This window comes from Cupriavidus sp. HPC(L) (genome assembly GCF_000307735.3).
Classification (GTDB): Bacteria; Pseudomonadota; Gammaproteobacteria; order Burkholderiales; family Burkholderiaceae; genus Cupriavidus.
Map to the genome: position 1 here is coordinate 1 of NZ_AMPR02000073.1, position 10,812 is coordinate 10,812.

Genomic DNA, 10,812 nt, shown 5'->3' on the forward strand with positions numbered 1-10,812 from the left:
GGGGGGGGGGGGGGGGGGGGGGGCAGCGGCGGTGAATATGGCGGTGGGGCTTGAAACCACCTCCTCTCCCCAACCCTCTCCCCCTGAGGGGAGAGGGAGAACATCGGGGAACGGGTGAGGCTGGCGCGGTCGCGCTCAGTGCCGCCGCTCAGGGCAACTCAGTGCAGCTCAGTGCCGATGCCCGGCGCCCTCGCCGACACCCGCCGGCATCGCGGCGCCGCTGAACAACTGTGCGCAGTCGACCGGGTCGAAGCGGTACTCCTGGCCGCAGAAGTCGCAATGGATCTCGACCGAGCCGCGCTCGGCCACGATGTCGTCGACCTCGGCCTGGCCCAGCGACTGCAGCATGTTGGCCACCTTGGTGCGCGAGCACGAGCAACGGAAGTGCGGCGTGCCCGGTTCGAACACGCGCAGCCCGGCATCCTGCAGATCCTCCCAGAACAGCCGCCGCAGCAGCGTATCGGGCTGCTCGGCCAGCAGTTCCTCGGTCTTCAGCGTGGCGCCGAGCTGGCAGGCGCGGTCCCAGGTGTCGAGATCCTGGGCGCGGCCATGAGCCGACAGCGGCGCGCCGGTCTCGCCGACCTGCGCGGGCGGCCGGCCGGGCTTGCCTTCCATCGTGCCGCCGTAGGAGGGCAGCTTCTGCAGCAGCATGCCGGCGGCGACGCGGTCGTCGGCGGCCAGCCACAGCCGCGTGTCGAGCTGCTCCGAGGCCTGCATGTAGTGCTCGAGCACGGCGCTGATCGAACCCAGCGGTCCGTGGGCGTCGGCCAGCGGCACGATGCCCTGGTAGGGCTGCTGGCCCGGCAGCTTGTCGTGCGGGTCCAGCGTGATGGCAAAGCGGCCCTGGCCATGCTGATTGACCAGTTCGGCCAGCGTGGCATCGTCGGCGATCTCGACGCCTTCGGCCAGCTTGGCGGTGCCGCGCAGCGACAGGTCGGACAGGCATTCGACCACCAGCATCCGCACCGGCCCGTCGCCATGCAACTGCATCACCAGCGCGCCGTTGAACTTCAGGTTGGCCGACAGCAGCGCCGCGGCGGCCATCATCTCGCCGAGCAGCCGGCGGACCGGCGCCGGATAGTGGTGGCGCTGCAGCGCTTCCTGCCAGGTCGATTGCAGCCGCACCAGCTCGCCGCGCACCGGGGCGGCGTCGAACAGGAACTTCTGCAGGGTGTCCGGGGTTTGGGTTTCAGTCACGATCATCCATCGGTGGGATCGGCCGGCGCGTGGGCTCAGCCGATGCGTTTCAATTCTGTCTTGTAGACGGCCTGGCGTGCCGCGTACGTGTCGGTGTTGCGGTACAGGCCGGCCACTTCCTCGTCGCTCAGCTCGCGTACCGCCTTGGCCGGGGCGCCCAGGATCAGCGTGCGATCGGGGAACACCTTGCCTTCGGTGACGATGGCGCCGGCGCCGACCAGGCATTCCTTGCCGATCACCGCGCGGTTCAGCACCACCGCCTGGATGCCGATCAGCGCGCCTTCGCCGATCGTGCAGCCATGCAGCATGGCCTGGTGGCCGATGGTGACGCGGTCGCCGATCGTCAGCGGGCAGCCCGGATCGGTGTGCAGCACGGCGCCTTCCTGGACGTTGGTCGCTTCGCCGAGCACGATGGGCTCGTTGTCGCCCCGGATCACCGCGCCCGGCCAGACGCTGGCCCGCGCCTTGAGCGTCACGTTGCCGATCACGGTGGCTTCTGCGGCCACGTAGGCGTCGGCATCGATGGAAGGGGCGGTATCGCCGAGCTGGTAAAGCGGCATGAGGTCTCCTGTACGGGGTTCGTTTGTAGATGGGGATGGCCGCCGTGCCTTAAAGGGCGTGACCGCGTGCCGTTGCAGCGCTTGCCGGGCCGGACGACAGGCAGGGCAGGGCGCAAGCGCCGCGGCGGTGCCCATGGACGGCGGTGGGCCGTGCGGCCGGACGGTGCCGGCAGGGCTCTACAATGGCGGCCAGACCGGATTTTACGCCCATGCCCGCTGACGCTGCCGAACCCGCCCCGAACCACGCCACGCCGGGGCCGAACGACCCAGGTGCGACCTCTGCGCCGCTTTCGCTGCGCCACCGCGCGCTCGCCGTGCTGGCCGAGCGCGATCCTGCCGCCAAGGCGGCGGCCGCCCGCCGACTGCGCGCTACCGCATTGGAGGCCCCCGACGACGCCATCGGCGCCGGCCTGCAACTCGAGGCCGTCTGCCCGGTGCCCGGGCGCCCGGCACGCCCCGAGCTGGTGCCGCCGCAGAAGGTCGAGCGCCGTCGCTCGCTGCAGGACCCGGCGGGACGCGCGGTACTGATCCACGCGCTCGCGCATATCGAGTTCAACGCCATCAACCTGGCGCTCGACGCGGTCTGGCGCTTCGCCGGCATGCCGCCGGCGTATTACCGCGACTGGCTGCAGGTCGCCGACGAGGAGGCGCTGCACTTCACGCTGCTGGCCGCGCACCTGCGCCAGCTGGGCTTCGCCTACGGCGATTTCCCGGCGCACAACAGCCTGTGGGAGATGGCGGATCGCACCGCCGGCGACGTGCTGGCGCGCATGGCGCTGGTGCCGCGCACGCTGGAGGCGCGCGGGCTGGACGCCTCGCCGGTGGTCCGCACCCGGCTGGCCGACGCCGGCGATGCCGAGGCCGCGGCCATCATCGACATCATCCTGCGCGACGAGGTCGGCCACGTGGCGATTGGCAACCGCTGGTATCGCTGGCTTTGCGCGCAACGCGGGCTGGACCCCGTTACCACCTATGCCGAACTGGCCGAACGCCACCAGGCGCCGCGGCTGCGGCCGCCGTTCAATCTGGCGGCGCGCCGCGCGGCCGGCTTCGACGAGGACGAGCTGGCCTGGCTGACCGGCAGCGCCGGCTGACCGTCCAGGCGTTCCTCTTCTAAGCGTTGCCGACGCGCTGAGTTCCGGCGCGCTGGCCGGCGTTTGCTCGCTGCCGCGCCGCCTCTTCCTCCTGCAGCCGCAGCACGCGGCGCTGGATCTTGCCGGTGGTCGTCATCGGCAACTGGTCGATGAAGGCGATCGCCTTCGGGTACTCGTACGGCGCCAGCTGCCCGCGCACATGCTGCTGCAATTCGGCGACGAGCGCGGCCTCGGCGTCCGGCGAGCGCTGCACGCCGGGCGTCAGCACGATGAACGCCTTCACGATGGCGCCGCGCTCCGGGTCCGGCGACGGCACCACCGCGCAGTTCGACACCGCCGGATGCTTGAGCAGGCAGTTCTCGATCTCGCTGGGTCCGATCCGGTAGCCCGAGGACTTGAAGACGTCGTCGGCGCGCCCCTGATACCACAGGTAACCGTTTTCATCGACGCGGGCCAGATCGCCGGTGCGGCACCAGCGCAGGCCGTCGTGCTCGACAAACTTGCCCTCGGTGGCCGCCTCGTTCTTCCAGTAGCCGAGGAAGAACACCGGATCGGGATGGCCGTGGATGTCGGTGGTGCAGACCGCGACCTCGCCGTCCTCGCCGGGCGGGCAGGGGCGGCCTTCTTCGTCGACCACGGCGACGCGGTGGCCCGGGTAGGGCCGTCCCATCGAGCCAGGCCGCGCCGGCCAGCCGAGCTGCCCGTCGTCGTATTGCGCGGTGCAGTTGCCGACGATGTAGTTGATCTCGGTCTGGCCGAACATTTCGTTGACGATCACGCCGAAGGCCTCGCGGCACCAGTCGAACACCGTCTGGCCGACCGCCTCGCCCGCGCTCATCAGCGCGCGCAGGCGGATGTCGTAGCGCTCGCGCGGGGCGGGGCAGGCCTTCATCATCTGCTTGAGCGCGGTCGGGAACAGGAAGGTGTTGGTGACGCGGTAGCGCTCCATCAGCCCGAACGCGACCTCGGGCGAGAAGCGGCCCTGATAGCCGACGATCGACTTGCCGAAATACAGCGCCGGCATCAGCGCGTCCCAAAGTCCGCCCGTCCAGGCCCAGTCGGCGGGACTCCAGAACACATCGTCCTCGCGCGGATACCAGTTCTGCGAGCAGACGAAGCCGGTCAGATTGCCGATCAGCGCGCGGTGCGGCAGCAGCGCGCCCTTGGGCGGGCCGGTGGTGCCGCTGGTGTAGATCAGCACCGCGGCCTCGTCGGCCTTGGTCCGCTCGGCCGTGAAGTCGTCAGCCTGGTCCGCCAGCGCCGCGTCCCAGTCGCGGTCGCCCCGGCCGGCCGCGTCGCCGACTGCAATGACCGCCTGCAACGCCGGGCAGTCGCCGCGCGCGGCCAGCAGATTGTCGATCGAGGTCTCGTCGGCGATCGCCACGCAGGCCTCGCTGTGCTGCAGCCGATAGCCCAGCGCCTCGGGGCCGAACAGCATCGACAGCGGCATTGCGATCGCGCCGAGCTGGTAGACCGCCATATGGGCGACCACGGTCTCGATCCGCTGCGGCAGCACGATGGCGACGCGGTCGCCGCGCCGGACCCCGAGCGCACGCAGCGCGTGCGACAGCCGGTTGGCGTCGCGCTGGATCTCGCCGTAGCGGTGCGCGGCGCGCCGGCCGTCCTCGTGCTCGGCATGGACGGCGATCCGGTCGCGCGTGGCGGGGTCGCGCGCCCAACGGCCGCAGCAGGCTTCGGCGAGATTGAAGTATTCGGGAACGTGCCAGCGGAAATCGCGGTAGAGCGCGGAATAGTCGTCGCGCCGGCTGTCCGGCAGCGAGGGTGCGGCCATGGTGGTCTCCGTTCTTTTCTTGTGTGCCGGGCGTTGGGGCGCCGCGGCGTTTGTTGGCATGCTGGCTGGCGTCGCGGGCGTGCTTGTGGCTACAATCGCGGTAAATCGAACGAGCGTTCGATTTTCTGGCTCCGGGATGGCGGGCTTCACCACGACCATCAAGACCATCGCGACCATCGCGACCATCGCGACCATCACGACCGGCAGCGCCATCGCCGCAACCAAACAGCCGACAGGCGGGACAGGGCAGACCATGACGATCCGCGACACATCGCGCTCCGAATGTATCACGGTGCGTGGCCTCGATTACCACGTGCGCCACTGGGGCGAACCCGGCGCGCCGAAGCTGTTCCTGCTGCATGGCTGGATGGACGTGGCGGCCTCGTTCCAGTTCCTGGTCGACGCGCTGCGCGGCCGCTGGCATGCGATCGCGCCGGACTGGCGCGGCTTCGGCGGCAGCGGTTGGCCGACCCGCCATCCGGGCACGGCCTCGTACTGGTTTCCCGACTATCTGGCCGATCTCGAGGTCCTGCTCGACCACTATCAGCCCGACGGCGCGGTCGACCTGGTCGGCCACAGCATGGGCGCGAACATCGCGTGTTTCTACGCCGGCGTGCGTCCGGAGCGGGTGCGCCGCGTGGTGGACCTGGAAGGTTTTGGCATGACCGCCACGCGGCCGGAACAGGCGCCGCGGCGCTTTGCCCGCTGGCTCGACGAATTGCGTGAACCGCCGACGCTGAAGACCTACGACAGCGTCGAGGCGGTCGCGGCGCGGCTGAAGAAGACCAATCCGCGGCTGCGCGACGATCGCGCGGCGTTTCTTGCCGAACACTGGTCGCGCCGCAACGAAGCGGGCCACTGGGAGATCCTCGGCGACCCCGCGCACAAGATGATCAATCCGGTGCTGTATCGGGTCGACGAGGCGATGGCGATCTGGGCCGCGGCGACCGCGCCCGTGCTGCATGTCGAGGCGCGCGACTCCGAGACGCTGCGCCATATCGCCCACAAGCAGAGCATCGCGGAATTCAAGCAGCGCTTTGCCGCGTTCCGCGACTTCCGCGAGGTGATCGTCGACGACGCCGGCCACATGCTGCATCACGACCAGCCCGAGGCGGTTGCCGCGCTGATCGAGTCGTTCTGCGGTTGAGCCCGCGCGGCGGGCGTCAGCGCCTCAAGACCCCAGGATTTCAGTCCGCGCCGTGCGTCAGCGCCTCCTTCAGCGCGGCGTTGTTGCTGGTATGCACGTGGACCAGCGCCTTGTCCGGGAAGGCGTAGTGATACGCGCGGCGCAGCGCCAGCGCGGCCTCGTGGAAGCCGGACAGGATCAGCTTCTGCTTGTTCGGATAGAACGCGATATCGCCGGCGGCAAAGATGCCGCGGCGCGAGCTTTCGTAGGTCGTCGTATCGACCAGGATGCGGCCGGCGCGCATGTCGAGATCCCAATGCGCGATCGGGCCCGGTTCGGACACCAGGCCGTACAGCGCGACCAGTTCGTCGGCCGGCAGCGTCAGCGTGTCCTCGCGCGTGCGTACCTGCGCAGCGACCAGCGTGTCGCCCTCGGTCTGCAGCGCGCCCAGCATGCCGACGACAAAATCCATCTCGCCGGCCGCCACCGCGGCGCGCATCTCGGCCACGGTATGGTCGGCCGCGCGGAAGCCTTCGCGCCGATGCAGCAGCGTGACGCGCGCGGCCACCTTGCGCAGCGCCAGCGCCCAGTCCAGCGCCGAGTCGCCGCCGCCGGCGACGATCACGCGCTTGCCGGCGAAGCGCGACACGTCGCGTACCGCATAGTGCAAATGCCGGCCCTCGAGCGGGGCCGCCTCGGGCAGCGACACGCGCTGCGGGGCGAAGGCGCCGGCGCCGGCGCAGATCAGTACCGCGGCGACGTCGAAACGCTTGCCGGCGTCGGTGGCGACCAGCAGCCGCTGCGGCTCGCCCGGCAGCTCCTGCACGCCCTCGGCGCGCTGGCCGAAATGCATCGGCACGGCGAACGGCGCGCATTGCTCCAGCAGCCGGTCGACCAGTTCCTGGGCCAGGCAGCCGGGCACCGCAGGAATGTCGTAGATCGGCTTCTCGGGATAAAGCTCGGTGCACTGGCCGCCGGCGCGGTCCAGCACATCGATGATCTCGCATTGCAGGCCCAGCACCCTGGCCTGGAACGCGGCGAACAGGCCGACCGGTCCGGCGCCGACGATCAGCACGTCGGTGCGGACCGGCTCGGCATGCGTTGCTGCGGGAGAGGAAGCGTCGTGGGAGGGGGAGGCCGGGTGGGAGTTCTGCATGATCGGATCGTTGCGGTCGGCGCGCGCGATGACGGCACGCGGCGCGAAGAGACTGGGGAGGCGTCCACTATACCCCGGCCCAGCCGCGCTTCCGGCTACGCCACCGTTGGCGGCATGGCTTTGCGCGGCCTGCGCCGGGGGGCTGCCCTCGGCTCTGCGGGCGGCGAAGGCGCGGGAGTAGAATGACGGAATGCACGCTTCCCACGCCGCCTCCCACGCCATCAACGCCGACCTGCATTGCCACTCGACCATCTCGGACGGCACGCTACCGCCCGCGGTCGTCGCCGAGCGGGCGCACGCGAACGGCGTCGAAATCTGGTCGCTGACCGACCATGACGAACTGGGCGGCCAGCTGATCGCGCGCGAGACCGCCGAGGCGCTGGGCATGCGCTATGTGCCCGGCGTCGAGATCTCGGTGACCTGGGCCGGCCAGACGGTGCACATCGTCGGCCTGCAGATCGATCCGCTGTGCCCCGAACTGATCGACGGCCTGACCGCGACGCGCTCGGGCCGGGCCCGCCGCGCGCAGGACATCGGCGAGGCACTGCGCGCGGTCGGCATCGAGGGCGCCTACGAAGGCGCGCTGCGCTATGTCGGCAACCCGGACCTGATCTCGCGCACGCACTTTGCCCGCTGGATGGTCGACGAGGGCATCTGCGGCAATATCTCCGAGGTGTTCGACCGCTATCTGACCGAAGGGCGGCCCGGCTATGTCGGCCATCGCTGGGCCACGCTCGGCGAGGCGGTCAAATGGATCCGCGCCGCCGGCGGCATTGCCGTGATGGCGCATCCCGGCCGCTACGACTACACCGATACGCAGCACGACGCGCTGTTCGACGAGTTCACCGCGCTTGGCGGCGGCGCCGTCGAGGTCGTGACCGGCAGCCATACGCCGGACCAGTACCGCCGCTATGCCGACGTCGCGCGCCACTACGGGCTGCTCGCCTCGCGCGGCTCGGACTTCCATGGGCCGGGCGAGGGACGCGTCGAGATCGGCACGCTGCCGCCGCTGCCGTCGTCGCTGACGCCGGTCTGGCACGACTGGTAAGCCGCCCGCTCGCGCCATGTCGCAGTTCTTCGATATCCATCCGCTCGATCCGCAATCGCGGCTGATCAAGCAGGCCGCCCAGATCGTCGGCAAGGGCGGGCTGATCGCGCTGCCGACCGATTCGAGCTATGCGCTGGCCTGCCGGCTCGACGACAAGGCGGCGGTGGAGCGCCTGCGCCGGCTGCGCGGCATCGACGACAAGCACCACCTGACGCTGATGTGCCGCGACCTGTCCGAACTCGGCAACTTCGCCCGGGTCGACAACCGCCAGTACCGCTGGATCAAGGGCGCCACGCCGGGGCCCTATGTGTTCATCCTCGAGGCCACCAAGGAGGTGCCGCGGCGGCTGTCGCATCCGGCCCGCAAGACGATCGGCGTGCGCGTGCCCGACCACGCCATCCCGCAGGCGCTGCTGAACGAACTGGGCCAGCCGATCATCAGCGCGACGCTGCAGCTGCCCGGCGACGCCGCGCCGCTGGACGATCCGCTGGAGATCCGTGAACGCCTGCAGAAGCAGCTCGACCTGGTGATCTGCGGCGGCACCGCGCCCGCGCATGCCTGTACGGTGATCGACCTGACCAGCGGCGAACCGGTGCTGGTGCGCGCCGGACGTGGCGATGTCGCCCGCTTCGGGCTTTGAGCGCGGCGTGTTGCCGCTGGGCGCCTCGAGCCACCCCGCGCGCGCGACGCGCCCGACGAATCGGCGTGGCGAGCGGTGCCCGCCGTTACAATAGCGCCCCATGGACGCCTCTCTGATTCAGACCTTCGCGGTCTACGCGCTGCCCGTGCTGTTCGCCATCACGCTGCACGAGGCAGCGCATGGCTATGTGGCCAAGCATTTCGGCGACAACACCGCCTATATCCTCGGCCGGGTCAGCCTGAACCCGGTCCGCCATATCGATCCGATCGGCACGATCGCCGTGCCGCTGCTGCTGTACCTGGTCACCAGCGGCCAGTTCGTGTTCGGCTACGCCAAGCCGGTGCCGGTCGCCTTCGGCCGGCTGCGCAATCCGCGCTGGCACAGCATGTGGGTGGCGCTGGCCGGCCCGGGCGCGAACCTGGTGCAGGCCTTCGCCTGGGCGCTGATCGCGCTGGGCCTGGTGCTGGCGCAGGTCGACGAGCCGTTCTTCGCGCAGATGGCCCGCGCCGGCGTGCTGGTCAACCTGGTGGTGGCGGCGTTCAACCTGTTCCCGATTCCGCCGCTCGACGGCGGGCGCGTGCTCAGCGCCTTGCTGCCGCAGCGGATGGCGTACGCGCTGTCGAAGATCGAGCCGTACGGCATCTTCGTCGTGCTGGCGCTGGTCGCCGCCGGCGTGATCACGCGGGTCTGGATGCAGCCGGTGATGAGCCTGCTCGGCTCGCTGGTCCAGCTGCTGCTGGCGCCGATCCTGGCACTGGTGCAATGACGCTGCAATGACGCTGGTGCAATGATTTCCTGAAAGACTGATTACAACGACATGTTCCCCGATCGCGTTCTCTCCGGCATGCGGCCTACCGGCGCGCTGCATCTTGGCCACTACCATGGCGTGCTGAAAAACTGGGTCAAGCTGCAGTCGGAGCACCCGTGCTTCTTCTTCGTGGCCGACTGGCACGCGCTGACGACGCACTACGAGTCGCCCGAGGTGATCGGCCAATCGGTCTGGGAGATGCTGACCGACTGGCTGGCCGCCGGCGTCGATCCGGAGCAGGCGACGCTGTTCATCCAGAGCCGCGTGCCCGAGCACGCCGAGCTGTTCACGCTGCTGTCGATGGGCACGCCGCTGGGCTGGCTCGAGCGCGTGCCGACCTACAAGGACCAGATCGAGAAACTGAAGGACAAGGACCTGGCGACCTACGGCTTCCTCGGCTACCCGCTGCTGCAGGCGGCCGACATCCTGATCTACCGCGCCGACAAGGTGCCGGTGGGCGAGGATCAGGTGCCGCACGTCGAGATCACGCGCGAGATCGCGCGCCGCTTCAACTTCCTGTATGGCCGCCAGCCCGGTTTCGAGGAGAAGGCGCAGGAGGCCGCGAAAAAGCTCGGCGGCAAGCGTACCCGCGTGTTCCTCAACCTGCGCAAGACCTTCCAGGAGCAGGGCACCGACAGCGCGCTGGAAGAGGGCCGCGCGCTGGTCGCGCAGTCGCAGAGCCTGTCCAATGACGATCGCGAGCTGCTGCTGGGCTATCTGGCCGGATCGCGCAAGACCATCCTGGTCGAGCCGCAGGCGCTGCTGACGGCGGCCTCGCGGATGCCCGGGCTCGACGGCCAGAAGATGTCGAAGTCCTACGGCAACACGATCCGCATGCGCGAGGACAAGGACTCGGTCGAGAAGAAGGTTCGCACGATGCCGACCGACCCGGCGCGCGTGCGCCGCACCGATCCGGGCGAGCCGGCGCGCTGCCCGGTATGGCAGCTGCACCAGGTGTATTCCGATGAACCGACCAAAGAGTGGGTGCTCAAGGGCTGCCGCAGCGCCGGCATCGGCTGCATCGAATGCAAGCAGCCGGTGATCGAGGGCATCCTGCGCGAGCAGCAGCCGATGCTCGAGCGCGCGCAGCCGTACATGGACAATCCGGCCCTGCTGCGCGACATCGTCGACCACGGCTGCGCCAAGGCCAGCGCGGTCGCGCAGGAGACCATGCGCGAGGTGCGCGAGGCGATGGGGCTGGGATACCGCTGATGGGCTCGCTGCCGCCGTCTGTGCCGTCAACGATTTCCGTCGGTGCGCCGCATGCCGCGATCGGCGAGCCGTCGCCGTGGGTGGTGCGCTGGACGCCGTTGCTGCGCGCCGGCGGCCGCGTGCTGGACCTCGCCTGCGGCAGCGGGCGCCATGCGCGCTGGCTGGCCGAGCGCGGTTTC

10 protein-coding genes and 1 pseudogene are annotated in these 10,812 nt (G+C 69.9%); 7 read left to right on the forward strand and 4 right to left on the reverse strand.

What is annotated here, in order from left to right:
* Nucleotides 1-168 precede the first annotated feature (168 nt).
* On the reverse strand, nt 169-1,197 hold the full coding sequence (locus tag B551_RS05985; protein WP_043437660.1) for an Hsp33 family molecular chaperone HslO: 1,029 nt from the start codon (nt 1,195-1,197) through the stop codon (nt 169-171).
* A 35-nt stretch (nt 1,198-1,232) separates the two neighbouring features.
* Complete coding sequence (locus tag B551_RS05990) at nt 1,233-1,757, reverse strand: gamma carbonic anhydrase family protein (RefSeq protein WP_023263671.1); 525 nt, start codon at nt 1,755-1,757, stop codon at nt 1,233-1,235.
* Between the two features lie 182 nt (nt 1,758-1,939).
* Between B551_RS05990 and B551_RS05995 the strand changes: the two genes are divergently transcribed.
* Nucleotides 1,940-2,851 carry a ferritin-like domain-containing protein gene (locus B551_RS05995; RefSeq protein ID WP_043437653.1) on the forward strand — a complete coding sequence of 304 codons (912 nt, stop codon included), beginning with the start codon at nt 1,940-1,942 and terminating at the stop codon, nt 2,849-2,851.
* Nucleotides 2,852-2,870: 19 nt separating this feature from the next.
* On the opposite strand, the gene B551_RS06000 is transcribed toward B551_RS05995, so the two are convergent.
* Complete coding sequence (locus B551_RS06000; RefSeq protein ID WP_006578704.1) at nt 2,871-4,643, reverse strand: acyl-CoA synthetase; 1,773 nt, start codon at nt 4,641-4,643, stop codon at nt 2,871-2,873.
* Between the two features lie 253 nt (nt 4,644-4,896).
* Between B551_RS06000 and B551_RS06005 the strand changes: the two genes are divergently transcribed.
* The gene (locus B551_RS06005) at nt 4,897-5,790 is read left to right on the forward strand and encodes an alpha/beta fold hydrolase (RefSeq protein WP_043437665.1); all 894 of its coding nucleotides are present in this window, start codon (nt 4,897-4,899) and stop codon (nt 5,788-5,790) included.
* 40 nt (nt 5,791-5,830) lie between these two features.
* On the opposite strand, the gene B551_RS06010 is transcribed toward B551_RS06005, so the two are convergent.
* A complete protein-coding gene (locus tag B551_RS06010) occupies nt 5,831-6,925 on the reverse strand; it encodes an NAD(P)/FAD-dependent oxidoreductase (protein WP_083492528.1) in 1,095 nt (364 codons plus the stop codon).
* 190 nt (nt 6,926-7,115) lie between these two features.
* On the opposite strand from B551_RS06010, the gene B551_RS06015 reads away from it, so the two are divergent.
* The 5 genes and pseudogenes from B551_RS06015 to B551_RS06035 all read left to right on the forward strand — a co-directional run.
* Nucleotides 7,116-7,973 carry a 3',5'-nucleoside bisphosphate phosphatase gene (locus B551_RS06015; protein WP_006579095.1) on the forward strand — a complete coding sequence of 286 codons (858 nt, stop codon included), beginning with the start codon at nt 7,116-7,118 and terminating at the stop codon, nt 7,971-7,973.
* 16 nt (nt 7,974-7,989) lie between these two features.
* Nucleotides 7,990-8,613 (forward strand): L-threonylcarbamoyladenylate synthase, encoded by a 624-nt coding sequence (locus B551_RS06020; RefSeq protein WP_006579094.1) that lies wholly within the window; start codon nt 7,990-7,992, stop codon nt 8,611-8,613.
* Nucleotides 8,614-8,713: 100 nt separating this feature from the next.
* Nucleotides 8,714-9,379 carry a site-2 protease family protein gene (locus B551_RS06025; RefSeq protein ID WP_006579093.1) on the forward strand — a complete coding sequence of 222 codons (666 nt, stop codon included), beginning with the start codon at nt 8,714-8,716 and terminating at the stop codon, nt 9,377-9,379.
* A gap of 51 nt (nt 9,380-9,430) precedes the next feature.
* Nucleotides 9,431-10,633 (forward strand): tryptophan--tRNA ligase, encoded by a 1,203-nt coding sequence (locus B551_RS06030; protein WP_023263674.1) that lies wholly within the window; start codon nt 9,431-9,433, stop codon nt 10,631-10,633.
* Nucleotides 10,633-10,812 (forward strand): annotated as a pseudogene (locus tag B551_RS06035) (hypothetical protein); the annotation flags it as partial. The gene B551_RS06030 and the pseudogene B551_RS06035, both read left to right, overlap by 1 nt.

Bases quoted from the DNA above. Each gene is read 5' to 3' on its own strand.
- B551_RS05990 (WP_023263671.1), bottom strand. From the start codon at position 1,757: ATGCCGCTTTACCAGCTCGGCGATACCGCCCCTTCCATCGATGCCGAC.
- B551_RS05995 (WP_043437653.1), top strand. From the start codon at position 1,940: ATGGCGGCCAGACCGGATTTTACGCCCATGCCCGCTGACGCTGCCGAA.
- B551_RS06000 (WP_006578704.1), bottom strand. From the start codon at position 4,643: ATGGCCGCACCCTCGCTGCCGGACAGCCGGCGCGACGACTATTCCGCG.
- B551_RS06005 (WP_043437665.1), top strand. From the start codon at position 4,897: ATGACGATCCGCGACACATCGCGCTCCGAATGTATCACGGTGCGTGGC.
- B551_RS06010 (WP_083492528.1), bottom strand. From the start codon at position 6,925: ATGCAGAACTCCCACCCGGCCTCCCCCTCCCACGACGCTTCCTCTCCC.
- B551_RS06015 (WP_006579095.1), top strand. From the start codon at position 7,116: ATGCACGCTTCCCACGCCGCCTCCCACGCCATCAACGCCGACCTGCAT.
- B551_RS06020 (WP_006579094.1), top strand. From the start codon at position 7,990: ATGTCGCAGTTCTTCGATATCCATCCGCTCGATCCGCAATCGCGGCTG.
- B551_RS06025 (WP_006579093.1), top strand. From the start codon at position 8,714: ATGGACGCCTCTCTGATTCAGACCTTCGCGGTCTACGCGCTGCCCGTG.
- B551_RS06030 (WP_023263674.1), top strand. From the start codon at position 9,431: ATGTTCCCCGATCGCGTTCTCTCCGGCATGCGGCCTACCGGCGCGCTG.